The 21,158-nt window shown below is 68.1% G+C and carries 20 protein-coding genes and 1 pseudogene; 14 read left to right on the forward strand and 7 right to left on the reverse strand.

The window, feature by feature from the left end:
• Positions 1 to 17: 17 nt before the first annotated feature.
• The 3 genes from D457_RS0119070 (at position 18) to D457_RS0119080 (ending at position 1,974) form a co-directional block, all read left to right on the forward strand.
• Positions 18 to 872: a helix-turn-helix domain-containing protein gene (locus D457_RS0119070; RefSeq protein ID WP_152514287.1), complete on the forward strand. Its 855-nt coding sequence runs from the start codon at positions 18 to 20 to the stop codon at positions 870 to 872.
• 95 nt (positions 873 to 967) lie between these two features.
• The gene (locus D457_RS0119075) at positions 968 to 1,492 is read left to right on the forward strand and encodes an ATP-binding protein (protein WP_017582273.1); all 525 of its coding nucleotides are present in this window, start codon (positions 968 to 970) and stop codon (positions 1,490 to 1,492) included.
• Positions 1,489 to 1,974 (forward strand): hypothetical protein, encoded by a 486-nt coding sequence (locus D457_RS0119080; RefSeq protein WP_026116800.1) that lies wholly within the window; start codon positions 1,489 to 1,491, stop codon positions 1,972 to 1,974. The genes D457_RS0119075 and D457_RS0119080 overlap by 4 nt, the downstream gene beginning before the upstream one ends.
• 222 nt (positions 1,975 to 2,196) lie before the next feature.
• Here D457_RS0119080 and D457_RS0119085 read toward each other — a convergent pair whose 3' ends face one another.
• The 4 genes from D457_RS0119085 to D457_RS36500 form a co-directional block, all read right to left on the reverse strand.
• A complete protein-coding gene (locus D457_RS0119085) occupies positions 2,197 to 2,925 on the reverse strand; it encodes a phosphotransferase (RefSeq protein WP_239646154.1) in 729 nt (242 codons plus the stop codon).
• A 130-nt stretch (positions 2,926 to 3,055) separates the two neighbouring features.
• Positions 3,056 to 4,351, reverse strand: coding sequence for a histidine--tRNA ligase (hisS, locus tag D457_RS0119090; protein ID WP_017582275.1), 1,296 nt, complete (start codon positions 4,349 to 4,351; stop codon positions 3,056 to 3,058).
• 49 nt (positions 4,352 to 4,400) lie between these two features.
• Entirely contained in the window at positions 4,401 to 5,636 is a 1,236-nt protein-coding gene (locus D457_RS0119095; protein WP_017582276.1) for a hypothetical protein, read from the reverse strand.
• Positions 5,637 to 5,677: 41 nt separating this feature from the next.
• On the reverse strand, positions 5,678 to 5,848 hold the full coding sequence (locus D457_RS36500; RefSeq protein ID WP_017582277.1) for a hypothetical protein: 171 nt from the start codon (positions 5,846 to 5,848) through the stop codon (positions 5,678 to 5,680).
• A gap of 293 nt (positions 5,849 to 6,141) precedes the next feature.
• Here D457_RS36500 and D457_RS0119105 point away from each other — a divergent pair, with 293 nt between their 5' ends.
• Positions 6,142 to 6,789: an HAD family hydrolase gene (locus D457_RS0119105; protein ID WP_026116801.1), complete on the forward strand. Its 648-nt coding sequence runs from the start codon at positions 6,142 to 6,144 to the stop codon at positions 6,787 to 6,789.
• Here D457_RS0119105 and D457_RS0119110 read toward each other — a convergent pair.
• Complete coding sequence (locus D457_RS0119110; RefSeq protein WP_239646155.1) at positions 6,773 to 8,005, reverse strand: helix-turn-helix transcriptional regulator; 1,233 nt, start codon at positions 8,003 to 8,005, stop codon at positions 6,773 to 6,775. The two genes, D457_RS0119105 and D457_RS0119110, sit on opposite strands and share 17 nt — an antisense overlap.
• A 154-nt stretch (positions 8,006 to 8,159) precedes the next feature.
• Here D457_RS0119110 and D457_RS0119115 point away from each other — a divergent pair.
• From D457_RS0119115 to D457_RS0119135, 5 genes and pseudogenes are all read left to right on the forward strand, one after another.
• Positions 8,160 to 8,528: pseudogene (locus D457_RS0119115) on the forward strand (transposase family protein); the annotation flags it as partial.
• A gap of 34 nt (positions 8,529 to 8,562) precedes the next feature.
• Positions 8,563 to 9,096: a hypothetical protein gene (locus D457_RS32925; protein WP_017582281.1), complete on the forward strand. Its 534-nt coding sequence runs from the start codon at positions 8,563 to 8,565 to the stop codon at positions 9,094 to 9,096.
• Between the two features lie 8 nt (positions 9,097 to 9,104).
• Positions 9,105 to 9,572 (forward strand): NUDIX domain-containing protein, encoded by a 468-nt coding sequence (locus D457_RS0119125; RefSeq protein ID WP_026116802.1) that lies wholly within the window; start codon positions 9,105 to 9,107, stop codon positions 9,570 to 9,572.
• Positions 9,573 to 9,818: 246 nt separating this feature from the next.
• The gene (locus D457_RS0119130; RefSeq protein ID WP_017582283.1) at positions 9,819 to 10,997 is read left to right on the forward strand and encodes an AAA family ATPase; all 1,179 of its coding nucleotides are present in this window, start codon (positions 9,819 to 9,821) and stop codon (positions 10,995 to 10,997) included.
• A complete protein-coding gene (locus tag D457_RS0119135) occupies positions 10,997 to 11,581 on the forward strand; it encodes a DUF4276 family protein (protein ID WP_017582284.1) in 585 nt (194 codons plus the stop codon). Before D457_RS0119130 ends, D457_RS0119135 begins: the two co-directional genes overlap by 1 nt.
• A 224-nt stretch (positions 11,582 to 11,805) precedes the next feature.
• Here the strand turns inward: D457_RS0119135 and D457_RS0119140 are convergent, their stop codons facing one another.
• Positions 11,806 to 12,180 (reverse strand): hypothetical protein, encoded by a 375-nt coding sequence (locus tag D457_RS0119140; protein WP_017582285.1) that lies wholly within the window; start codon positions 12,178 to 12,180, stop codon positions 11,806 to 11,808.
• Positions 12,181 to 12,420: 240 nt separating this feature from the next.
• Between D457_RS0119140 and D457_RS0119145 the strand changes: the two genes are divergently transcribed.
• Entirely contained in the window at positions 12,421 to 14,010 is a 1,590-nt protein-coding gene (locus tag D457_RS0119145; protein WP_017582286.1) for a 3'-5' exonuclease, read from the forward strand.
• Positions 14,011 to 14,055: 45 nt separating this feature from the next.
• On the opposite strand, the gene D457_RS0119150 is transcribed toward D457_RS0119145, so the two are convergent.
• Positions 14,056 to 15,705 carry an N-6 DNA methylase gene (locus tag D457_RS0119150; RefSeq protein ID WP_039831543.1) on the reverse strand — a complete coding sequence of 550 codons (1,650 nt, stop codon included), beginning with the start codon at positions 15,703 to 15,705 and terminating at the stop codon, positions 14,056 to 14,058.
• Between the two features lie 671 nt (positions 15,706 to 16,376).
• Between D457_RS0119150 and D457_RS0119155 the strand changes: the two genes are divergently transcribed.
• The 4 genes from D457_RS0119155 (at position 16,377) to D457_RS0119170 (ending at position 20,519) form a co-directional block, all read left to right on the forward strand.
• On the forward strand, positions 16,377 to 17,141 hold the full coding sequence (locus tag D457_RS0119155) for a DUF4253 domain-containing protein (RefSeq protein WP_017582288.1): 765 nt from the start codon (positions 16,377 to 16,379) through the stop codon (positions 17,139 to 17,141).
• A gap of 1,052 nt (positions 17,142 to 18,193) precedes the next feature.
• Positions 18,194 to 18,568 carry an alpha/beta fold hydrolase gene (locus tag D457_RS37145; protein WP_239646156.1) on the forward strand — a complete coding sequence of 125 codons (375 nt, stop codon included), beginning with the start codon at positions 18,194 to 18,196 and terminating at the stop codon, positions 18,566 to 18,568.
• Between the two features lie 133 nt (positions 18,569 to 18,701).
• Positions 18,702 to 19,268 (forward strand): alpha/beta fold hydrolase, encoded by a 567-nt coding sequence (locus D457_RS37150; RefSeq protein WP_239646157.1) that lies wholly within the window; start codon positions 18,702 to 18,704, stop codon positions 19,266 to 19,268.
• A 657-nt stretch (positions 19,269 to 19,925) separates the two neighbouring features.
• Positions 19,926 to 20,519, forward strand: coding sequence for a hypothetical protein (locus tag D457_RS0119170; protein WP_017582290.1), 594 nt, complete (start codon positions 19,926 to 19,928; stop codon positions 20,517 to 20,519).
• Positions 20,520 to 21,158: the final 639 nt, after the last annotated feature.

A 21,158-nucleotide genomic window follows, 5' to 3' on the forward strand; every position in this document is an offset into this window, starting at 1 on the left:
TATGGAGGAGAGGTCACATGGTGGGTGAACGAGCTATCCGGGCAGTAACTGCTCTTCAGGGGCAGTGGGAGGGGTTTGGGGCGCGGGTGTGGGCGGCTCGGCGGGAGCACGACTTTTCCCTCGATTACCTGGCGGCGCAGGTCTTCATCACCGGCGAGATGCTCCAGGAAATCGAATCCGGAGCCCTTGACCCCGGACGTCGGGTCGCTCAGGACCTGGACCGGGAGCTCCGATTCACCGGCCAGTTGTGGGACGCCTGGGCCGCCGCCCACCTGGCCACCCTCCTCCAGGGCCGCGTCACCATCACCGACGTCCTGCCCGAAGTCCTCCAGGTCCGCACCTACGCGCCCCTGGTCCTGCCGGACCCCTACCTCACCGACTCCTACGCCGCCGCCCTGCACCGGGCCGAACGCCCCATGGAGTCCGCGCTCCTTGACGAGGACCGCCCCCACGTCGGTCGGCTCCTCCCCACCTCCGGCGCCGCGCCCCACCACTGCCTGGTGATTGACGAAACCGCCCTGACCCGCACTCTCGCCGACGCCGACACCACCCGTGCCCAGCTCCTGCACCTGCACCGTCTGGCCCAGAGCGCCCGCGTCACCGTGCACCTCATCCCGACCGGAACCCCCTACCACCCCGGTCTGCGCGGCGCCTTCTGGACGCTGGCCTTCTCCCCCGCCCACACCCTCGTCTACAGCCCGCAGCCGTGCGGTCCGGGCCACCTCATCAGCGAGTCCACCCACGTCAAGAGCTACACCGACCTCTTTGCCACCCTGCAGAGCGTCGCGCTCTCCGCCGACGACTCCCTGCACCGCATCACCGAGATCGCCGCCCGCGTGCCCACCTCCGAACGCCGCGCGCTGCACCCCTGAACCCAGCCCATGAAAAAGCTCTGGCGGGTGCGCCAACACCCCCAGAGCAGGCCGATCCAAATTCCATGATTGCGAAACCTGAAAGCGAGATCGACATGTCCAGTGTGCCGTACGTCCGCGCCCCGTTCCACACCCCCACCCCGCCTTTCGCGGGGCGGCGCTGGTCCTCTCGGGTCTACCCCGGCGACCTGGCGCAGACCGGCTGGGTTCGCTCGGATCTGGCCGCCGACCTGTACCGCCTGTCCGGGCTGCCCGCCGAGACCAGCGAGAACATGGTGCTGTGCGCCAGCGAGATGTTCGCGAACGCGGTCGACCACAGCCGTTCCGGCGAGGACCCCGACGGCCGGGTGATCCGCACCCTCCACATGCCCACTGCCAGCACCATTCAGGTCGCGGTCGTCGACGACGGCTGGCGCACCGACGCCACCGCCCCCGCCCGCCCCGAGATCCCCGAGCACACCCTGGAGGAGTGGGCCCAGGTCGAGCGTGGCCGCGGCCTGCTGCTCATCAACCACCTCGCCGACCGTTGGGGTACCCGCTCCGTCCTGGACTTCCCGTTCTGCGAGGGCCTGGGCACCGTCACCTGGGCCGAGTTCTCCCTCCCGGAGTTCAACCGGTGAACGGCTCCCACCAGGTCAGCGCCGGGGTGCGGGAGGTCCTCACCGCACCCCGGGGCCACCGCTTCTCCCACACCCGCACCGGCAGGCGCCCCGTGCCGGCCACCCGCGAAGAGCTCTTCGACCAGATGATGGAGCACCCCAAGGTTCGCTACCGGGTGGAGCACGGTGAAGTCCCGCCCTGGATGGCCACGCACGCCGCCCGCCTGACCGGGCACGCGGCCCCCGCCCCCGAAGAGCCGCGCGACCCTCCGCCTCCGCCGACCCGTCCGCCGACGCCCTTCGTGCCGCGCCCCCGCCCGGCTCCCGACGACGGGCCGCCGCCACCTCGACCACCCCGCCCACCGCGGGCGCCCCGGCCACCACTACCGCGCCGCCCGCGGAGCCACCGAAAGCCCCGACGCACCCCGTGGCGCCTGATCACCTACACCCTCACTGCCGCGGCAGGCGCCCTCGCCCACCACCTGGCCACGGTCCTGCTGTAGCCGCCCGCCACCACACCTCAGCGAGGCCGCGCCGGAACCCGGGTCCCGGCGCGGCCGTTGGGGTGCCCGGGACTTCCACTGGTTGCGGGTCCCCGCTTGGCAGGTCATTCCTGTACCAGGTGAATGTTTCATGCCGGGTGCGCTGAACGACGCTCTGGAATATGTCGGGCCGATGGATAAGTGTTCAAGCATGACTGTCGGGTGTTAGCGCTCCTACGGCAGTCACGAAAGCTCTGCAAGCAGTGACTTTCCCAACCGGGAGGCGTGCTCGGTTTGGTCGGTCGCCTTGCCTCGGCGTCTGGCTCCCAGGACCCTGTTCGCGCAGACCCAGAGCTGACTTAGCTTGCCGTCACGGCAGGCGAGGTCGGAGGCCAGCCGCTCTGTGATCTCCTCTGCGAAGTCGGGGACCCGGAACGCCGACTCCCACAGCTTCGCCGCGTCCAGGCCTCGGGGCATCAGACCCCAGCTGTCCCAGTCCAGAAGAAACAGGCGGGGCGCGGTCAGGTTGGCCCAGTGCAGATCCCCGTGGCCGATCACCCACTGGGAGACGGTCGTGTCGATCGAGGCTCCGAATGCTTCCCGGATGGAGCAGTCGATGTCCTCTTGGACGAGGGAGACACGATCGGTGTCCGTACCGGCCAGACGCTCCAGAGCGGCAGATAGCTCCTCCCACCACTGGCCGCTCAGCTCGGGTGCCTTGTCCAGGGTGTAGGCGGTGGAGACCACCGGTTCGCCGATGAGCGTCATCTCCTCGGCACGGCAGACGAGGCCGTCGTTCATCCAGTGCACCGTCTGGATGAACGACGGCTTGGGCACGTCATGCACGGCCACCGACGCCTCCAACCCGCTGAACTCGCGGGCGAAGACCCTGGATGGCGGGCGCCAGCTGATCCGCGCCCAGGTCCCGCGTGTGGTCGGCGCCCCCACCGACGGGCGTGATCCACGTTCCACCAAGCTGTCCTCGACGAGACGGGTGCCAAGTTTGTCTGCTGCTTCCTCAAGCAGTCCCGGCGGTCTCCCCTGGGCTCGGAGGTGGAAGGTCGTTGGATCGGCGTGTTCGGGGGCGGGGGCGCTCAACCGGTCACCTTTCGAGGCGTTCCCGAAGATCGTTGCTGGCCTGTGCCAAGGGGACGCGGCTCTGGTCGCCCGAGACCATGTCGCGGACGGTGACCTCGCCGGACTCCTGCTCTTCGGAACCGAAGATCACCGTGAACCGCGCGTTCTGCGCGTTCGCCCACTGCAACTGCTTGCCGAGCTTGCCGGAGGAACCCAGATAGGTGCCCACCCGCAGCCCCAGCGCGCGCAGCTCGCTCGCCAGCTTCATCAGCTCGGCTTGGCCGCCCAGTACCGTGATCGCCACGTCGAGCCCGACGGCGGGAGCGTCGCCGGTGTCCTGCATGGCCAGGATGCGCTCAATGCCGATGGAACCGCCGCAGGCGGGCATGTCCGGGCCGCCCAGCGAGGCGACCAGGCCGTCGTAGCGCCCGCCCGCCGCGATCGACCCGGGGAAGCCCTCGGCCTCGACCTCATAGATCGCGCCCGTGTAGTAGTCCAAGCCGCGCACCATGCGCGGGGCGAACACGGCCCGATCACCCAGGCTCGCGGTCAGCTCCAGCAGGCTGTCGACCTGGGCGAGGCCGCGCTGGCCGCGCTCGCTGGTGGCGAGCTTGGACCGGATCAGGTCCTGGTCGTCGGAGGCGACGTCCTCGGCCAGGCGCTCGGCACCCGTCACGTCCAGGCCGCGCTCATCGACCAGCTCCTTGGCCACGGCGCCGGCACCCACCTTGTCGAGCTTGTCCAGCGTGGCCAGGACCCCGTCACCGTTCTCCTCGGCGACGCCGTAGACCTCCAGCAGGCCGCGGAGTGCTTCACGGCTGTTGACGAGGAAACGGAACCGGTTCACGCCCAAGGCGTCCAGGCTCTCGGCCAGGGCCAGGACGACCTCGGCGTCGGCCAGCGGGGAGGAAGAGCCCACCGTGTCGATGTCGCACTGCACGAACTCCCGGAACCGGCCTTCCTGGGGGCGGTCGGCCCGCCACACCGGGCCGATGGCGTAGCGCTTGTAGGGGTTGGGCAGCTTCGCCCCGTGGGTTCCGATGACCCGGGCCAGGGGAACCGTGTGGTCGTAGCGCAGGGCCAGGTCGGGCTTGCCGGAGGCCTCGTGCACCCCGCGGCGCAGGATTTTGAACAGGAGCTGGGAGGCCTCTTCGCCGTACTTGCCGGTCAGTACCTCCAGCCGCTCGAACGCGGGGGTCTCCAGCGGATCGAACCCGTAGCGCTCGAAGATGTCGCTGACGGTGGTGAACGCCGCCCTACGGCGGCGCAGGTCGTCGGCGAGGAAGTCCCTCGTTCCGGAGGGAGCTGCTGACTTGGCCATGTGAACGCTACTCCTGCTGTGACTTCACGGTTCCCGGGACGGCGTCAGACTACTGTGGGTCAGGCTCGCTGACCGACCAGTCAGGGAAGTGCCGGGCCAGGAGCGCGACCAGTGAGTCGCGGTCCTCGGGGCTGCCGTGACCGGTGTGCAGCAGCGGTGTGCCGTCGACGGCCTCCAGCTCCTCCCAGCCGTTGAGCGAGTCCATGAGCGTGCGCACCCCCGTCATCAGGGACAGGGACATCTGCGGCACGATCGCGTCCAGGGCGTGTGCCTGGTAGTAGATCGAGGAGCGCCGGGGCGCGGTGGAGTCGATGCGTTCGGCGTAGTTGACCTCGCTCACCTGCGGGTAGCACGAGTCCAGCAGCACCTTCGGCACGTCCCACACCGGCATGAAGCAGTCCACCTCTCCGGTCCGACGCTTGGGGTAGGGGAGCGGGCGTCGCCCGTTCATCAGGCAGAACAGCAGTTCAGCCATGACGTCCTCGCGGTTGTAACCCATCAGAAGGTTGGAGCCGCCGATCTCCTTGTTGAGGGCCCGGCCCACCAGGTTGAGCAGCCAGGTACCGAAGAAGTGCGAGGAGTCCGGCCCGTAGACGGACCTGATCTCGGTCCACAGGGCCTGGGGCGAGGTGCTCATCCCCAGCAGGGCCGCGATGTCCTCCGGGTAGAGGACGCGGTGGCCGAACCCGTTGCCCTCACAGAGCTCTCGCGCCCTGTCGGCTGCGGTCCCCCTCCAGAGGGGGTCAAGGACCACGGTGAAGCACAGCACCTGCTCGGCTGGCAGATCTTGTGCCGTGGCGTAGCGGCGCAGCCCTTGGACGATGCTGCTGGAGTCGCCACCGCCGGAGATCCCGGCGACCAGCGGAAGCTCCACGCGGTGTTCGTGGAGGGAGTCCGCGATCTTGTCGAAGACCATCTCGCGGAGCTGTTCGTCGTCCACGAGGTGGACGCCGTGGAGGGAGTCCTTCTCCGCGTACTTCAGGTCGTACATCGCCGCGACCGGGCGGTCCGTGTGCGCATATGTGCTGAGGGCGGGCGGAACCAGTTCGGCGTCGGTGTTGCGCATGCACTGGAGGATGACGTTGCTCGTCTCGGGGATCTCCTCCAGCGTGTGTGAGATGGGAACGGGCCGCAGGCTCCCGTCGCCGGGTACTTCGTAGGCCTGGAACATGGACGGCGGAAAGCGGTTCGCGCGCAGCAGATCGGCGAACGACAGTGCGTCCTTCTGCGCCAGGGGCCTCGCCCCGTTGGCGAAGAGCAGTGTGACCCGTTCCCAGTTACTCACTCATGGCTCCTTCGTTTTCTCAGGCGGACGGACTCGTCGGTCTAGAAGTGAGCGGTCAGGGCGGAGCAGGCCAGGGTCTCCTCCACCCGGGGCGCGGTCATCCTGTCCATGCCGACCTGGGGCAGGGTGAGCGTCATGATCCTGCTGAGGTCGGCGTTGGTGAGCTGCGTCGTGCGGTCGGTGGACGTCGTGAGGCTGGACTTGTTGCTCATGTGCGCCTTTCCCGTGGGGTGGTCACCATCGCGATGATCGGAACCGGTCAACCGTCCAGCGGGGTTCGTGCTGCCAACGGCGACCGGAGTCAGAAGTGTCGCGCGGCCCGGGAGATCGACCTATGCGCAGACGCATAATTTCACCGTTCGATTTATGCGCTGTGTTCGAAATACCCGGTTTGAGCAGCACTGAGGAGCTCAGGATGTCGGGTGCGCATGCCTCGACTCGTCGCTGGTCCTACGCTGAACGCCGAGAGTGCGATGCACGACATGTCTGGAAAGAGCAGGAGAGCATGATTCGCTCAGTGGTGTTCGACGTCGGAGAGACCCTCATCGACGACACGCGGGAATGGGCGCGATGGGCCGATTGGCTCAACGTCCCCCTGCACACCTTCTCCGCCGTGCTGGGGGCTGTTACGGCTGAGGGGCGCAACAACGCGGAGACCTTCGACTACTTCCGTCCCGGATTCGACCTGGCCGAGGAGCGCCAACGGCGTGAAGACGCGGGCCGCGGAGAGCTCATCGAGGAAGTGGACCTGTACTCCGACGTTCGGCCCGGGCTACAGGCCCTGCGGGACGCCGGACTCTGGGTGGGGATCGCCGGAAACCAGACCGCCCGTGCCGGAGAGCTCCTCCAACAGTTGAACCTTCCGGTCGAGGCCATCGCCACGTCCGGGGAGTGGGGGGTGGCCAAACCCGACCCCGGTTTCTTCGACCGCGTCATCGCCATGGCGCCCGGGGAACCGCAGGAGATCGTGTACGTGGGCGACCATCGTGACAACGACGTTCTTCCCGCCCGCGAAGCGGGCTTGCGGCCGGCGCTGATCCGTCGCGGCCCCTGGGGGTACCTGTGGGCGGATCAACCCCTGGTGCGCGCTCACGCGGACTGGGTCATCGACTCGATCAAGGAACTGCCGGGCTTGCTCACCACAAAGGACTGACCCCGGCCTGAGCGACGAAATCCCGAGCTTGGACCTGGGTCGGCCCGGACGACAGGAGGAGACCTGACAGCGCCCGCACGTGAGGGTTGAGCCGCGTGTGCTCCGGGGCCTTCTGCCACGCGGCCCGGAGGTTGGCCAGAGCCACATCCTGGCGCCCCAGGAGGTGGTGGGCGCGGGCTACGTCGATGAAGTAGTGCGAAGCGCGCTCAGCGGGAAGTTCCCGGGGCGGAGTCCAACCCGCAGCCGCGTGCAGCGCCTGGTCGGGGTCCTCGCACTCCAGCGCCAGAGTGACCTGGTGGACGCGCACCGAAGCGCTGCCGAAGGCCGTTCCGGTGTAGACCGCCTCCCGGGTGTGCTCAGCGGCGAGGCGCGCTTGCGCCAGGTGGGGCGCGGCCTGCCGGGGTTGGCGGTTCCGCGCGGCGAAAACGGCGGCACGCATGTGCAGGGATCCGTAGGCCGCCCACGAGCGTGCGTCCGAGGGCACCAGATTCTCCGCTGCCCGTTCGAGCAGGCGGCGTCCTGCTTCGTGTTCGCCGGAGCAGAAGAAGGTCTCCCCGCGCACGTAGGTGGCGGCAGCCCGCGTCACCTCGTCTCCGGTCTGGTCGGCTGCCCACAGGAGCACCTGGATGGTACGGGCGGAAAGGTGGTGGAGGCCGAACTTGTCCGCGATCGCGTCAGCGGCCCGGTACGCCTGGACCAGCAGCCGGGCCATGTGAGCACGGTCCTGCCCCTGGCTGCTCAACAGGGCACGGCTCAGCTCAGGGAGAAGCTCGGGAAGCCGTGCCATCAGGCAGCTGTAGTGCGAGTTCAGGCGGCAACGGATGATGCCGCTGACCTCGCGCTGGAGCTGACCGAGAGTGCGCACCCGGCCGTCTTCGGGAAGGTCGTACCGGTTGACGAGGGACTCCAGCAGCGCGATGCCGCGATCCCAGTCGACATCGCCGCTCCAGCCTGTTGAAGTCAGTTTCTCGGGCTCGGGTTCCGTGAGGGCTCGGGGGACTTCGTCGGGCGGGTGCTGGTCCAGGGCTCCGAGCCCTTGGAGGGCTTCGTGGATCTTGCGTCGGTCGCTGAGCCCCTTGCCTGCTTCAGCGCGGGTGATGGTGCTCTGGGCGACCCCGCACATCCTGGCCAGGGCTTCCTGGGACAGGTTCCTGACACGGCGGCGCAGAAAACGGATTACCCGCTGAGCGTCGCGCTCCCGGACAGCGTCGACCATTTCCGGGTCCCGCCATACCCACGAGGGGATGCACTCACAGGAGCCGTGAAGGGCGCCGCGGTCTCGTCCGCAGTTTCCACAACGCATCGAGGGGTCCCTCCGTCACCTGGGGGTGTAACGAGATCACTCCACAGTAACCAGGGTTCCTTCCCCGCGCTCAGGTTCGCGCCACAGCGGACGACGCCACCCGTTCACCGCGCTGATCGCTGTGGTCGTCTGCGCGGTACTGGCCGGAACCAAAGGGTTCACCGCAACCGACCAGTGGGCCTCCGAGACCACCACCCACACACTCACCACCCTGGGAATGGCCAGAGGAGCCGCTGACGAGGCGAACTTCCGCCATGCCTTCTCCCGCCTGGACGCCAACCTGCTCGACCAGGCTCTGGAGGCTTGGGCCGCCACCCGCCTGGCCGTGGTCGAAGGGCTACGCGTCATCTCCTTGGACGGCAAGACCGTCCGCGGTGCGCACACCGGCACCGAACGGCCCCGCGGTCGCGCGGGTACTGGGAACGGACGCCCGTGAGCTCTGGCCCTCCTAGGAACGGTGGAGTAGAGGAATGGGGGTCACAGACGGCGATCTGGTGGCCGTGCACCGCCACCGCTCCGATGTCTCAGCCGAGCGGTGGCGGGACGTGTTCGCGGCCGCTGAGAGGTCGATCGACAACCTGGTCTACGCGGCCCTGTTGCTCCACGAACAGATTCCCGGCTGGAACGACCTGCTCAGAGAAAAGGCCGGGGGCGGCGTTCGTGTGCGTGTGCTCATCGGGGACCCCGACTGCGAGGCCGTATGTGTGCGCGGTGAGGAGGAGAGCTTCGGCCACGGCATCCAGTCCCGGTGCCACCTGGCCGCCATGCACTACCTGCCCCTGACAGTGATTTCTGGGATCGCGGTGAGAGTGCACTCCACGACGCTGTACAACTCCCTCTACCGGGCTGATGACCACATGTACGTCAACACACACCTGTACGGGGTCAACGCCTACGGCAACCCGCTGCTGCGGCTGAAACGCACGGCTGCCGGAGGAATGTTCGACGCCTACGCCGCCAGTATGGACGCCGTATGGCACACCGCCCGACCACGTGAGGAGTGAACCAGCACATGGCCAGAACCGAGTACTACGACGACCCGGACGCCCCCGTGCCCAACAGCCTGGTGGTGGCGGCCAGCGCGGCCGTCCTCGACGACGCGGGCCGTCTGCTGTTGCAACGGCGGGTGGACAACGGGCTCTGGGCGATGCCGGGCGGGGTGATGGAGATGACCGAGAGCCTCCCGGAAACGGCCGTGCGGGAGGTGCGCGAGGAGACCGGTTACGAGGTGGAGGTGACCGGGCTGGTGGGCACCTACACCGATGCCCGGCACGTGATCGCCTACAGCGACGGGGAGGTGCGCCGACAGTTCAACGTCTGCTTCCGGGCCCGGGCAGTCGGGGCAGAACTCGCGGTCAGCGACGAGTCGCACGAGGCGGGCTGGTTCACGGCCGGGGAGATCGCGGGGTTGGACATGCACCACACCCAGCGCCTGCGCGTGGAGCACGCCTTCAGGGAAGGCGCCGCCCACGCGGGATGACCAGAGAACGCGTGCGCCCGTGTGGTTCGGTCCGCTCTCGGGCCCGAGAGCGGCATGCACCGCCTCGGCTTCCACGCTTCTGTGCAGCCTACAAACCCGGCCCTGACGGCCCCGTCACCGCAGTTCGCGCCCACCACCGGATCTTCGTCCTTCCCGAACCCGGAGGCCGGGGCCTCGTCCAGCCTTCATCTGCTCCTCGTGGGTCGTGGTGGTGCCCGGCCTCTGAGCTACTGAAAGACTGAGTCCATGCAGGACAACCGATTCTCGCTCACCAGGGTGCGGCTCAAGCACTACAGAAGCATCGCCAAAGCCGACATCAGGCTCGGCGACCTCCTCTTCCTGGTGGGCCCCAACGGCTCGGGCAAGAGCAATGTCCTGGATGCGCTCAGGTTGCTCTCCGAAGCGCTCCAGACCTCTCTCGACCAGGCCCTTCGGAGCCGAGGCGGGGTGGGGGAGGTGCGCCGTCGATCGACCGGTCATCCGCACCACTTCGGCATCGACCTGGAGTTCCGTGGCCCGGGGTTCTCGGGCTCCTACGGCTTCGAGGTGGGGGCTGGCCAGGGTGGTGGTTTCAAGATCACCCGTGAGGAGTGCCGGGTCCACACCACCGGTGGAAGCGAACCCCGTCACGGGTACTTCAAGATCCGCGGCGGGGAGCTGGTGGAGCATTCCGAACCCGTCATGCCGCCTTCGAGCGAGAAACGGCTCTACCTGGTCTCCGCGGCTGGTATCGGCATCTTCGAGCTGGTCTTCGAAGGCCTCGCCGGTATCAGCGTCTTCAGCCTCAACCCGGACGCCATGCGAGACCCCCAGACTCCGGATTCTGGTGAGTTCCTGCGCAGGGACGGGGCCAACGTCGCGAGTGTCCTGCACCGGTTGGACTACCCCGCCAGGGGACGCATTGAGGACTATCTGCAAACCATCGTCCCCGGGATGCACGGGGTCTCCCGAAAGGATCTCGGGAACTGGGAGACCCTGGAGTTCACCCAGGACGTCCAAGGCTCGGACAACCCGTGGCGTTTCCAGGCCCATGCCGTCTCCGACGGCACCCTTCGTGCTCTGGGAGTCCTGGTGGCGCTCTTCGCCGACACCGGTCACACGCTCAGCAGCATCGGTATCGAAGAACCCGAGAGCGCGTTGCATCCCGCAGCCGCCGGGGTGCTTCTGGACGCTCTGCGTGACGCCAGCGAACGGCGTCAGGTGATCATCACCAGCCACAGCCCGGACCTGCTGGACCGGGATGACTTCCAACCCGAAGAACTCTGCGCGGTCCGTTCCGTGGGAGGCGAAACGAGAATCGGCCCTCTCGACGAGGCCGGAGCTCTGGCCATGCGCGAGCATCTCTACACCCCCGGCGAACTACTCCGCACCGACCAGCTGCTCCCCGCCCCGGAACAGCTCCTCCTGCCCTCGAAGGAGAGCTGATGTCGCAGGTGACGGTCGCCCCCATCGTCGAAGGCCACGGGGAGATACCCGCAGTACGCACACTCATCGTTCGTATCGGGGCCGAGCTGCTCGACACCTATGTCGAGGTCGCACAGCCCTTTCGGCTCGATTCAGCGAAGATGCGCAAGTCTGAGGAACTGGTCAAAGCGGTCAGGGTCCAGTCAGCGCGTATCCGGGGCAAGGGAGGAGTCCTCGTGCTTCGTGACGGGGACGACTCCGATATCGACTGCCCGGTCGCACTCGCCAAGTCCCTGGCTCCGGAAGCGGGGCTGGTCGCAGTGCCCGTCGAAATCGTGATCGCCCGCCACGAGTACGAGGCATGGTTTCTGGCCGCCACGGAATCCCTGCGTTCGCACCCCTCGATCCTCGATGACGCCCAAGCTCCCGAGGACCCCGAACACAAGCGAGACGCCAAGACACAGCTGCGCGCCATCATGAACGAGTCCTACAAGGAGACACTCCACCAGGCGAAGTTCTCCGCCGTCATGGACTTGCACCTGGCCGCGGAACGGAGTCGGTCCTTCCGCCGTATGGTTAACGCGATCCGTTCGCTGAGCGGATAAGGGTTCCTACGGAGGAACATGGAACGCTCTTCGATTTGGGTCGGGCCAGGCGCCGGAGTCGGTATGTCGCCCTCATCGGTCGTTGCCGGGCACAGGGCCGCTGCAAGGGTTCCGTCGAATCCGATTGGAGTGATCAGCTGAGTCCCCTCGTGTGCGTTCTCTGAACACGCTACGGGGAATCAGCCGATCTTTTGAGGGGTACACCACCTGGTCTGTCCCGGTGGTCAGCTCGAACTCGACTTCGACGCAGTACAGCAGTTCAAGCCGCCTGCCGCCGCCCCTCTCCGCGTTCTCGAAGAGCTCTTCCAGTTCTTCTCGACCCCTGGCATACAACTTTCGTCCCAACGGACCTCCAACCGGTTCAGGGCGAGTTCCAGTGCCTTGTAGGCCAGTTCGAGTGAGACGTCGTCGACACGGGAGACCTCCAGGACGACGTCCTCCGGAACCGTGGCGCGTACTCCTTCCAGCGGCAACACCAGGAGAGGCCCTCCACCGCGGACGATGCGCATCTCCAGGTCCTTGCCGGAGCCGATGACGGACAGTTGCTTCAGGGGCAGCCCGCCAACGGGCACCGCCAGGGACCAGGCTTCGGATGTCATCGAACCTCCACACCGTGCCGGTCGTGCCGCGCCCGACCGGGAACCAGTAGTCACACCTGATGTATACGCGTGGGAACTGACAGTTAAGGGTCTCGTGTCGTCGGGAACTGGTATCGGCTTGTTTCTTACGCTCGGTCAACGACCGGGGTCCGCACGGCGTCACCACTGTGGCGTGTGCGCCCCTGGCCGTCGTGGAGCCGCTGTGGCGGTCGGGAGAAGGGCCCTGCCCCTGACTCCGTCATGGAAGGCATCACGATGTTCAGCCAGGGCTACCTGACCCGAGGCCACGGGGCCGACCCCCGACGGATGACGTTCGCCGTCGTGGACCTGGAGACCACCGGCCTGCACCCCGAGGCCGGGCACCGGATCTGTGAGGTGGCCGTCGTGCGCATGCGCGGCGACAGCACCGTCATCGACGAGTACTCCACCCTGGTCAACCCCGGTATTCCCCTGCGTAACTCCGAGTTCCACGAGATCACCGACGCCCAGGCCGCGCACGCCCCCGTGTTCGCCGACATCGCCGGTGACCTGGTCGCCTACCTCTCTGACGCCGTGGTCGTCGCGCACAACCTGCCGTTCGAGGAGGGCTTCCTGAAGGCGGAGTTCGGCAGGCTCAACGTGAGCGCCCAGGGGCTGCCCGGGCTGTGCACCCTCCAGACCCTGCGCACCCAGCTCGACCGGTACGGGTACAAGCAGAACCAGCTCTACCAGCTGATGACGGGGGAGTGGATGCGCGGCCAGCACCACGCCCTCGCCGACGCCCGCCACCTGGCCCGCATGCTTTCGGTCCTGCTCAACGAGAGCCCTCAGCCGCTGGCCTGGGCGGGACCCAACCCCATGACGGCCCCGCCGTTGCCCCGCACCGGACGTATCGCCCCGCGCACCTTCGGGCTGCGCAAGGGCCAGGAGGGGTGGCTGGCCAACGTCACCGCCGGCCTACCCGACATGAACCCCTCGCCCCGCCCGCACCCCCAAGGGGTGGCCGCCTACCGTTCCGCGCTCGGCCACGCCCTCGAGGACGGCAAGATCGTCGGGGAGGAGGCCCACCACCTCGCCGGACTCGCCACCGCGGCCGGGCTGACCCAGACCACCATCCGGCAGGTCCACGAACAGGTCCTGCTCGAAGCCCGCGCCCGCGCCGAGGCCGACGGCGTGGTCACCAGCACCGAGCTCCGGGAACTGGAGAAGGCCGCCCGCAACCTCGGTGCAGGGCACGCCATCAAGGACCTGCTCTACGTCGCCGAACAGGAGAAAGCGCGTAAGAACGGCCCGCTCAAGGGCTGGCGGATCGTCCCGGTCGGAGACTCCCCGGCGATCAGCGCCGTCATGGACCACGCCGTCTCCCAGGGCGCGACTGCCGGAGTGAAGATCACCAAGACCGTCCGCCTGGTGATCGCCGAGCCTGGTACTTCCGACCCCAAGATCGACCGCGCCCAGCAGGAAGGCCACCGGGTGGTCACCCCGGCCCAGGCCTGGGACGTGCTCCGGGCCGCTTCGGACCGCCGCGAGGCAGGGCTCTTCGCCGACAGCGGCAGCGCCCAGGCGGCCGCGCAGATGAGGCCCGACTCCGGTGAACAGGAGGAGAAGCGCCCCTGGCAGAGCTTCTGGCGGCCCCGGGAGCTCGGTGCCGGTGAGTACCACCAGAGGTTCGTGGCGCCCTTCGAAGAGCGCGATCGTGCCCGGGCAGGTACTGCGGCGTCACCGTCTGGCAGGTTCTCAGGCGCCGCGGTTCAGGCCGAGCGCAAGGGCTGCTGCGCCGGTTCGCTTCTGCTGTTCATGGCCACCGGTGCCGCCGTGACCACCACGCTCACCCACCTCTGGCCGCTCTGACCCCCCGTTGTTCACCACACTGTTCACCACGCGGAGCAGCTGGTCTCAGGAGTCCTGCTCCGGGGCCAGCGCTCCCGAGGTCAGGCCCTCCCTGGTCAGTTCGGCGGCCCTGTCGGCCAGGGCCGACAGTTCACGGGCGCGGCGTTCGAACTCTCCCAGGGCGCGGAAGGCCGCACCGTAGCGGCGCTGCTCCTCCGGTTCCAGCTTCGGGACGCGGGCGGCGCGGGCGTCGGTGCGGTAGGTGCCGCTGGCGCTGGTGGAGCGCCGGGTGTTGGCGGCGGCGGTGAGGAAGCCGTTGAGGAAGTCCGAATCCAGGCGCTGGTCCACCGCCCGGGTTTTCTCCCCGTCCAGCTGGACCAGGCCCGCGTCTACCAGGTCCCCGACCCGGACCTGCTGTACCAGGCGTTCCGCCGTACCCGCGTGCACGACCGGTAGCAGCTGGGCCAGCTCACCGGTCAGCCGCTCCAGGTCGGCGCGAACCCCGGCCAGCGCTTCGGGGATCTCGGCCAGGTCCGGGGCCACGTGCCGGGCGGGGGAGAGGTCGACGTCCTCGGCCAGCAGGTCGATCAGTGCCACCTCCGCGCCCGGGCTGTCGGGCAGTTGCCAGGGCTGGTCGGGGTCGGTGCCGGTCAGGTCCCACATCCGCACCGCCGTGGCCGCGTCCTCCCGTCCTTCCGGTCGGCGCAGCAGCCACAGGTGCACCGGTTGGGAGTGGGAGGAGGCCAGGCCCGCGGGCAGAGCGATCACGTCGGTCAGTAGGCCCCGGCGCACCAGCTCGGCGCGGATCCGCCGCCCCGTTCTCCGGTAGGCGCAGGAGGTGGACAGCACCACGGCGGTCTGCCCGCCGGGTGCGGTGTGCGCGTAGGCGTGCTGGAGCCAGGCCAGCTCGCCTTCGGCCTTGGGCGGCAGCGCCAGTTCCCAGCGGGGGTCCATGAGGAGTTCCTCGCGGCCCCAGTCCGTGGTCGCCGGGGGTGGGTCGCACACCACCAGCTCGGCCCGTTCCCGTGGCCAGCGGTCGTCGCGCAGCGAGTCCCCGGTGGCGAACTCGGCGTCGGTGAGCCTTTCGATCCGGGCACGTGCGGCGGCGAACCGTACGGCGTCCGGGTCGGTGTCCTGGCCGCGTCGCCGCGCCTGCGGAGCGCCCACGGACAGCAGCAGCGCCCCGCTGCCGCAGGCCGGATCGAACACACTGGCCGCGTCGGTACGGGTCAATGCCGTCACCGCCCGGACCAGGCGCGCAGTGGACGTGGCCGCCGTCCCGGCCCGCTCGCTGGAGTTCAGGAAGCGTTCAGCCAGGGCTCGCGATACTTCGGCGGTGGAGGTTTCCCGGACCAGCTTGTCGGCCTGCTCGACGGCGGCCGCGCTCAGCTCGCCCGGCCCCCGGCCCGGATCCTCCAGGTACTCGGCTAGGTCGGCCAGCCCGGTCAGCATGTTCCCCGGGTGGTCGCCGCGCAGGGTGTGCCAGAGCCGTACTTCGGGGGATTCCTGGGCGCCCTTGTTCTGGCTCTCCAACCAGGTCCGTACTTCCGCCAACGGAAAGAGCGGGCTGGAGGAGGTGCCCCCGCTGGGGGCGGGGAAGTCGTCGTGTCGGCGCCGCCAGTTGGACACGGCGGCGCGGGTCACCCCGGCCAGCCGGGCGATGTCGGCGGCGGTGATCTGCTGCTCGTCGGTACTGGCCTGGGCACGGGAATCCATGGAGGTCACAGTACACGGATGCTGCTCCCAGCCCCAGGCCTGACCTGTTGGCCGTGTTAACGAGCAGGATGGGTCGGGTTGAACGCGGTGTCGTTCGGGAACGGGCCGGTCGGGGTGCCATCCTTAGTGTGCTGGGCGCGTCTTCTGGGACAGAGGGGCAGTAGCGAATGCTTGAGGCCCGCCAAGCCTTTCGCCCCGATGGGTATTCGTACCACCAACTCGCATGTATGTTTGCTGTGCAAACAGCTTGAATGGTGGATCGAGAAGATAGCGGAGTTCGGTTGGTTCCGTGCGCAACCGCCAGGCGAATGCCCCCGGTTCACCGATCGCGTGCCAGATCCTCTTCCGGTTCCGGCTCTTCGGGAAGGATCCGTTCCCCCTCGTGCCATGCCAGTTCCCGGCCTTCGCAGAATCGTCGTCGGCGGTGTCCCGGCCGGTGAACTCGACAACGGGCAATCCCGCGAACCAGGTCAGGCGCTCGTAGTTCGGCGCGGACGTACTCCCTGGGAGTGACGGTAGCGGGCTCTCGTTTAACACCCTTGCCCCGAGCTCGTGGCCTGCTGACCATCATGTTCACCGGATGCTTGTCCGTCCCCAGCGAGGACAGGTCCTCGAGCGGTGGGGGCGTCCGGTACCGCTGAACGTCACCCCGGCCCTCTACCTTGGCTGCCATGAACCCCCAGGCGTCGCTGTCCGTTCCCCTCCCCTCCGGCCGCATGTTCTCCTCCCAGGAAGGGGATCCCCTCCTCTGGGTGAGCGACGACCCCGTAACGGTCGGCCTGTGGTCCTGGCTGTTCGCCGAGTGCCCGCGCTCGGGTTGGTGGCCGCTACTGGTGGAGGGCTTCGACCGCAACCCGGACCTGCTCCTGGAGGCGTTGACGATCAATCGGTTCACTCCGCTCACGGACCATGATCCGGCCGGGCTTCTCGCCACCTGGTGGGAGGAGTACACCGCTTCCTCCGATCCTGGCTCGGAGGAGATGGCCCCCTTCGGAAGGATCTGGCCCGGAACGGTTCCCGCTGCTTCTCTGGTGGAGGGCGCGGCCGAGGCAAGGGCCTCGGAGTGCGCCGAACTCCTCGTCGAGCATGGGCGCCCCCAACGCCTGGGCCTGGTGCGCGCAGCCTCGGGGGCTCAGGCCCTCCTCTCGTGCGGATGGTCGGGGCCGCTCAACTACGACAACGACACCGCCGTGTTCGCCGCTGTCGTGGCCGACTGGGAGCGGCGTTTCGGAGCGCGCCTCCTGGGTCTGGGGTTCGACACCCTGACGCTGAGTGTCGCCTCCGCACCCACCGATATCGATCGGGCGTTGCGTGTGGCCGCTGAGCACTTCGCGTTCTGCCCCGACCTCGTCTGGCAGGGACACAGTCCCCACACGCTCCGGGGCTTCGCCGAACGCCTCGTCGACTGTCCCGTCTGGAACTTCTGGTGGGACTGAGCCGCCGTCGCTCGACCACGCGGTACTACGAGGCCGACGTTCTGATCGCCGGGCCGGATCCGCCGGGGCGTCAGCGCAGGCCCCGGTCGCGTATTCAGGCGGGGGTGTGCAGGGCATCGCGATCGGATCTACTGGCTTCCCGGCAGCTTTCCCGCCTCTCTCGCCCCTGACGACGATCGGGAGCCGTGTCCGTCACATGCTGTGGCACCTGAGCGCACTCACCGTCACCGCGGGCGCCTTCGGCCGCTGTTTGCAACGTCCTCCCCCGTGCTCCGGCCTGTCATGCTCCCGAGGGCAAAGCGGCAGCGACGGCGGGCAGGGTCCGGTGGCGAAGCCCACCTGTTCTGTCCGAGGTGGTGACTACGGTGAGTCTCGTTCCCAAAGCTTTGAGCGATGGGGTTCCAAGTTGCACAAGCCCGTGGTGGTCGCCCTGGAGCGGGACATGCAGGTCACGCTCGACGAACAACTGGAACAGGTCATGGAACCGTTCATGCCCGACCCGGATGACCCCGATCGGCGCTCTCACTGCGACGGCTGGTGGATCGGTGGGCACTGGACCGGGCATTTTCTCAGCCAGCAACGTGGCTGCCCGGAACTGGTCCAACCGTTCGGCTTCCCTCCGGACTCGGGGTGGGACGCCTACCCCGGTCAGCGGCAGATGCTCGCCCGGTGGGACCACCAGTACGGGGTCAACACCGCCACGCAGGACTGGTACACCACTTACTGCGGAGGCCAGGGGCTCTTCACCCGGGGCCCTGGTATCCAGGCGGCGATCGACGCGGGCTCGCTCACCGGGCAGATCCAGGGCACGGGTAACCCGTCGGAGGTGCCGGTGTACCTGCTGGCGCGCGGCGCCCCGACGGTCGCCGGTATCTGGAACGAGACGCGCGCCCTCAGCGACGGGGTGGTGTTTGTCGACAGCGCCCTGGACACCACCGGTGTCTCCACGGTCGGAGGGACACGTCTGGCCGCCACCGTCAACCACCTCGAACTCGGTTGGCACCCCACCGTTCGCGACCAGGTCATCACCTGGCTCCAGCAGGAGGATTCCCATGGACAACCTGTTGCCTTCGGTGGTGTCCGAGCACGTGGACACCGACCGGCTGCGCACACATCTGCTGCACCTGGACCGTGCGGGCGAGCCGGTCGTGTTCGTGCACGGCAATGTCTCCTCCGCGCTGTTTTGGCAGCGCACCATGCTCGCGCTGCCCGAGCGGTACCGGCCGCTGGCCGTGGATCTGCGCGGCTTCGGGGGCAGCCCGCGCGAGGCGGTGGACGCGCGCCGGGGGCTCGGTGACTACGCCGACGACGTGCGCGCTCTGCTGGACGCGCTCGACCTTGACCGGGCGCACCTGGTCGGCTGGAGCATGGGCGGCGGTGTGGCGACCCGGTTTGTGTGGGACACCCCGGGCGGGTGCGTTCGCTGACCCTCGTCAACCCGGTCTCCCCGTACGGTTTCGGCGGGACGCACGGCGCGGACGGTGTGCTCAACGATCCCTCCGGAGCCGGAGCCGGAGCCGGAGCGGCGGCGGTTGCGCCAACCCGGACTTCGTTTCCCGGTTGGCCGCGGCTGACCGCTCCGGGGAAGCACCCACCTCGCCTCGCCAGGTACTGCTGGGAGCGTATGTGCGTCCCGGTTGGACCCCCGAGGACCCGGCCGACCTGGACATCTACGTTGAATCGATGCTCGCCACCGCGGTGGGCGAGGCCCACTATCCCGGCGACGTACGCCAGGGCCCGGTGTGGCCCGGCGTGCTGCCGGGAGACCAGGGCGTGCTCAACGCGATGTCCCCGGTGCACTGCCGCCTGGACGACCTGCACACGATTGCCCCCAAACCGCCGATCCGGTGGATCCGCGGCGCGGACGACGTGATTGTCTCCGACACCTCGTCGCACGACCTGGCGTACCTGGGGTCGATCGGAGCGGTCGAAGGCTGGCCGGGCGCCGATGCCGCACCGCCGCAGCCGATGGTGGCGCAGACCCGGCACGTACTGGAGGCCTACGCCGCGGCATGCGGTGCCTACACGGAGCACGTCATGGAGGGGGCTGGACACAGCCCCCAGGTCGAACGCCCCGAGGAGTTCCTCGACCTCCTGGTATCCGGGCTGGAAACCGCTGACCGCTAGCACTCCGAACGAGTCTCCCCGGCTGCCCGGCGCCCGTCGGGTTCTCCGAGGGGCCCGGGCGATGTCCCCTCTGGAAGGCGTAGGACTTCAGGTCGTCCGGGATCCTGCCGTCCGCGATGAGCGGCTCCTCCGAGAGTCAGACGTCGGGGGACCCGCGCCTGTCCAGGGCGTCACGCCCGCGCACCCGCACTTCAACGCCGGGTCGAAGGGGTCGGCGCTCTGCGACACCGTCGAGGAAATTGCGGCCGTTCGGTCTGTCGTTTTTTGGCTAATGGGTGGCATTTGGTGCGATAGGCCTTGGGTTTTATTTCTTGCTTCAGGGGAAAATCACCGGTGTCAGATTCGGGTTCCGGTGATGGGGTTCCTATTGTGCTTGATCTCCTCTCCCGTGTCCGTGTTGATCTGCCCCGCCCCTCGCGTACGACCAACGACCAGATCCACACGCGCGTGGAGTCTTTCTGTCAGGGGCAACACCATCGCGGACAACTGACGGGGGCGAGGTGGAGCCCTCGGGCCGCCCGTGTCGTGATCGATCCCCCGAACTCCGCGGGTCGCCTGGTCGTGCACGCGGCTTGGCCGACGGATATGACGAGTGGGGCCGTGGACGTCGTGTCCGCCTCGTGGCTGTTGCGCCCGCAGGTGTGAGAGGAGTTCGGGATGCGTGTGGACGTGGAATCGTGGCTCACCCTGGTGAGTCGGAGCGGTTCCTTCGACGCCCGGGCGTCGTTCGTGCGCGGTGGGGCCGATGCGCACGGTGGGGGAGAGGGCGCCAGGTCCGAACACCGTTTGGGTGTGGACGACCCGCTGCACTGGGAGTACACGGTTTCCACCGGGGGCCGGGAGGCGCGCTGGTCCTGTGACGGTGACGAACTCGTGCACGTCACCGACGAGAGGACGTTTCGTAGCCCGGTTCCCCACGGGTCCGATCCGGACGAGCCCTGGTACTTCTCCACGTGGCTGGCGGTTGTGGACACGTGGCTGGTGGAGATGGTGCGTCCGGTGGATCTCCTCGCCCGGGTCCTCGTCGATGCCGTTGAGGAGGAGGACGGGGGTGAACGCGGGTTCGTGCGCGTCGCGGCCCGGCCCCTGGGTAACGAACCCTCCCCGTACAGCGGTTTCTCGGTTCCCGACGGACGGTCGTTGAGCCTGCGGCTCGACGCCGGCCTCGGATACCTGACCGAGGTGGTGGTGACGTCCCCTGGCGGCGGGCGCTCGATCCACACGCTCGCTCTGACCACTCGGGCGGCGTAGCGCAGTAGCGGGAGCGGCAAGGAAACGAGCAGGAGCCCCGCTGCCCGAAGGGAGCGAGGGGTCTGGCTGTAAGGCGCTGCCTGGGCAGGGTGAGTCCGAGGCGGTGCGTGCCTGCCGGTGCTGTCGGCATTCGGTGGAGCTCGGAAGATCATTTGGTGCGCATCCGGAATCCCGGAGATGCATGGATCATTATGATTTTACTGCATTGTCCGTTATGTCGGTGCGATAAATTCGCTGAGCCTATTGATTTGCTGCGCCCCCGTAGGCATGGTGTAAGAGTGATCCGCCGCCCAATGCCCCTGGGGAATCATGAAAGCCTCTGCTGTTGCCGTCTTGGAATTCCTGCCTCCCCCCGGCGCCGGGGCAGTGGTGCACCCGGTGACTGGGGTAAACGTTTTCGGCGGTTTCCTGGGTTTGTTCGATCCAGACCCTTTCAGAGCCAGGCCCGCCTTTCCCTGGGCCTGAGCGGCAACGCCTCCGGGGGAGCCGGGAGAACTCTTTCGATCTCTGGCGCCCAGCGCCTTTCGCAGGAGAACGACGGCCCGTTCCCCGAGTCCGGATGCAGAGAAAGCCAGGGGCGGTAAAAGATCCGGGCCCTGCCGGAAAGCATTCGGGTCGGGGGCTGGGTATGACATCGAA

This window comes from Nocardiopsis valliformis DSM 45023, from assembly GCF_000340985.1.
GTDB classification, from domain to species: Bacteria; Actinomycetota; Actinomycetes; order Streptosporangiales; family Streptosporangiaceae; genus Nocardiopsis; species Nocardiopsis exhalans.

What these genes read in the sequence shown, in the direction of transcription:
- D457_RS0119070 (WP_152514287.1), top strand. Translation starts at nt 18, where the DNA reads ATGGTGGGTGAACGAGCTATCCGGGCAGTAACTGCTCTTCAGGGGCAG.
- D457_RS0119075 (WP_017582273.1), top strand. Translation starts at nt 968, where the DNA reads ATGTCCAGTGTGCCGTACGTCCGCGCCCCGTTCCACACCCCCACCCCG.
- hisS (WP_017582275.1), bottom strand. Translation starts at nt 4,351, where the DNA reads ATGGCCAAGTCAGCAGCTCCCTCCGGAACGAGGGACTTCCTCGCCGAC.
- D457_RS36500 (WP_017582277.1), bottom strand. Translation starts at nt 5,848, where the DNA reads ATGAGCAACAAGTCCAGCCTCACGACGTCCACCGACCGCACGACGCAG.
- D457_RS0119105 (WP_026116801.1), top strand. Translation starts at nt 6,142, where the DNA reads ATGATTCGCTCAGTGGTGTTCGACGTCGGAGAGACCCTCATCGACGAC.
- D457_RS0119110 (WP_239646155.1), bottom strand. Translation starts at nt 8,005, where the DNA reads ATGGTCGACGCTGTCCGGGAGCGCGACGCTCAGCGGGTAATCCGTTTT.
- D457_RS32925 (WP_017582281.1), top strand. Translation starts at nt 8,563, where the DNA reads ATGGGGGTCACAGACGGCGATCTGGTGGCCGTGCACCGCCACCGCTCC.
- D457_RS0119125 (WP_026116802.1), top strand. Translation starts at nt 9,105, where the DNA reads ATGGCCAGAACCGAGTACTACGACGACCCGGACGCCCCCGTGCCCAAC.
- D457_RS0119130 (WP_017582283.1), top strand. Translation starts at nt 9,819, where the DNA reads ATGCAGGACAACCGATTCTCGCTCACCAGGGTGCGGCTCAAGCACTAC.
- D457_RS0119135 (WP_017582284.1), top strand. Translation starts at nt 10,997, where the DNA reads ATGTCGCAGGTGACGGTCGCCCCCATCGTCGAAGGCCACGGGGAGATA.
- D457_RS0119140 (WP_017582285.1), bottom strand. Translation starts at nt 12,180, where the DNA reads ATGACATCCGAAGCCTGGTCCCTGGCGGTGCCCGTTGGCGGGCTGCCC.
- D457_RS0119145 (WP_017582286.1), top strand. Translation starts at nt 12,421, where the DNA reads ATGGAAGGCATCACGATGTTCAGCCAGGGCTACCTGACCCGAGGCCAC.
- D457_RS0119150 (WP_039831543.1), bottom strand. Translation starts at nt 15,705, where the DNA reads ATGGATTCCCGTGCCCAGGCCAGTACCGACGAGCAGCAGATCACCGCC.
- D457_RS0119155 (WP_017582288.1), top strand. Translation starts at nt 16,377, where the DNA reads ATGAACCCCCAGGCGTCGCTGTCCGTTCCCCTCCCCTCCGGCCGCATG.
- D457_RS37145 (WP_239646156.1), top strand. Translation starts at nt 18,194, where the DNA reads ATGGACAACCTGTTGCCTTCGGTGGTGTCCGAGCACGTGGACACCGAC.
- D457_RS0119170 (WP_017582290.1), top strand. Translation starts at nt 19,926, where the DNA reads ATGCGTGTGGACGTGGAATCGTGGCTCACCCTGGTGAGTCGGAGCGGT.